4 protein-coding genes are annotated in these 2,147 nt (G+C 57.5%); all 4 read right to left on the bottom strand.

The features are described 5' to 3' along the window. A partial coding sequence (locus tag ACREAY_RS11480; protein ID WP_431755906.1) for a PQQ-dependent sugar dehydrogenase occupies positions 1-956 on the bottom strand: 956 nt, incomplete at its 3' end. Positions 957-1,135: 179 nt separating this feature from the next. Further along, entirely contained in the window at positions 1,136-1,312 is a 177-nt protein-coding gene (locus tag ACREAY_RS11475) for a C2H2-type zinc finger protein (RefSeq protein WP_431755905.1), read from the bottom strand. Between the two features lie 59 nt (positions 1,313-1,371). Further along, complete coding sequence (locus ACREAY_RS11470; RefSeq protein WP_431755904.1) at positions 1,372-1,587, bottom strand: hypothetical protein; 216 nt, start codon at positions 1,585-1,587, stop codon at positions 1,372-1,374. A gap of 46 nt (positions 1,588-1,633) precedes the next feature. Beyond that, the coding region (locus ACREAY_RS11465) for a hypothetical protein (RefSeq protein WP_431755903.1) at positions 1,634-2,147 on the bottom strand (514 nt) is incomplete at its 5' end.

Here is a 2,147-nt window from a genome sequence, read left to right as displayed (position 1 = left end):
GCAGAGTACGTTACTTTGCGCACCTCGCCGGTGCCTATCAAAAGGTAGTACAGGCTGCCGTCCGGGCCCACCTTGACGTCCACCGGCGACGAAGCGTTTGTGACAAAATCGACGGCCTGCTTGGACGGCGTCAGCCTCTTTACAAATCCTGCCACATAGTCGCCGAAAAAGTAGCTGCCCCGGTATTCGGAGGGGAACTGGGCTGCCTCGTAGAACGCGCCTCCCGCTATCGACATGCCGCCGTCTGGCGGGTGCGCATAAGTGTATATCGGGTTGACGAAATTCGAGTTGGAGCAGGTGCCCTCGCACGCAGGCCAGCCATAGTTGGCTCCGGCCTTGCCGACGTTGACCTCCTCCCACGAGTCCTGGCCCACGTCGTTGATGTGCATAACGCCGGAGCTAGAGAAAGCAAACGTGAACGGGTTTCTCAATCCAAGGGCCCATATCTCTTTCTTTGCGCCGGCGGTGTTGTAAAACGGGTTGTCAGTAGGTATGCTGCCGTCCGGGTTTATCCGGAGCATCTTGCCCTGCCTTGTGGACAGCGACTGCGAATTGGAGGAGCTGCCGTGGTCCCCCACCGCGACGTACAGCTTGCCGTCGGGGCCAAAGTGGATGGCGCCTCCGTTGTGAAAGCCGTTGCCGGTGGCTTCAAGCTCGAGTATTTTGACCTCGCTGCCTGCAAGCGCCCTGTCCGGGTTTGCGGCGTCTGCCATGAACCGGCTCACGACGTTGTGGATGGGGCTCGCGCTTGTGGTATAGTAAACATAGACGTACCTGTTGGAGCTGAAACTGGGATGAAACGCTATCCCCAGGAGCCCCCTTTCACCAAACGAGTCTTCAGAGACTGTCACAAAGGGGGTGGCGAGGAGCGCGCCGTTCTTTACCACCTTTAGCGCGCCGGATTTCTCGGCGACAAAGATCCGGCCGTCCGGCGCAAATTCCATCGCAGTAGGCAAATTTAGCCCGCCGGCAATTTTAGAGTCAACAAAGGTCCCCGCAGCCCCAAAAGCCATGGGCACGACAGACAACGCTAGAATGGCTACTACTGCCAGTGGTATAAAGATCATCTACTCCCCCGAGTCCCCAAAATCTGAGCATCCACAAAAAGCTTCAGGATGCCGGCTTTATAGTTTTTTTACGCTGTTTTGTTACCCGGTATTCTTACATCCCTGCTGGCGCCGCTCTCAAATTTCTGGTGCCGTGCAAGGTCGTCCGGGTTCTGGAAGGGTTTGCCGCACCTGTTGCAGACAAAGTTGGACATGGCAGTCGGCGTCACCTCCGGGTAGTCGCCTCTTTCCTCGTTCCTGTTCACGGCCTCTTTTTCCTTTGTGCTCGCGCCGCCCGTGTCCTGTCGTGTCTTGAGATTTGGGTTCAGCCGGTTGCGTCGGTCATCTGGTTGCGCATTTTATTCTGGGGGGCGTTTCCCTCTATCGCCTTTCTCACGTGGTACGCATCTTTGTATTCCATGTTGCCGTCCAGGCCCTCAAAGAGCGCGGATATCTCAGGCTCGGATTTTACGTGCTCTAGTATCATGAACTTGAACGCCGGGAACTGCAGCCCCTCCAGCTGGCCGATTGCGCGGTCCACAAAGGCGCCGTCGCCGGCCGCGACCCATCCAATTCTTAAAACAGTTTCAGGACTTGATCGTGCCGCCCTTGTCGTTTGTGGCGTAATACTTTGACTTTTCTATCCAGTCTATCTGGCCGTAAGAGTAGATGTCGCCCCCTGCAAAGTCCTTCTTCTCGAGCACCGCGTCCTCCGCTTCCCCGTGCGCGACGAGCCTGCCCGAGTAGGGCTGCCGCAGGCTGGAGACATCAAGGTGCGCGACCCCGTCAGGGCCTGCCGCTGCAGTCACGTTGCCCAAACTCACCACCTGCCCCGGCTTTAGCCTTATCACCTCGATGTCGTGGCTAAAGGCGCTGTAATAGTCGGTGAACTGGCCGTAGACCACCCTCTGCAGCCCCTTGACCTGCGTCTCAAGGTAGGCGTTGAACGGCTTTGGCATCTGCAGGTCGAGGGCCTCTGACTCGAACACGTTTTCGCCGTTTACTATGGCCCGGAAATAGTTGTCGCCGTTGGTGACAAGGGTGCATTCCATGACGCGCTGGTCGAGCTTTACCGCCTTTTCCCAGTGCACCGTCCTGCTC

Origin of the sequence: Nitrososphaera sp. (genome assembly GCF_050748925.1) — an archaeon.
In the GTDB taxonomy this organism is placed as follows: domain Archaea; phylum Thermoproteota; class Nitrososphaeria; order Nitrososphaerales; family Nitrososphaeraceae; genus Nitrososphaera.
Note: the sequence above shows the minus strand (reverse complement) of the source record. Positions and strands in the feature narration are given on the sequence as shown.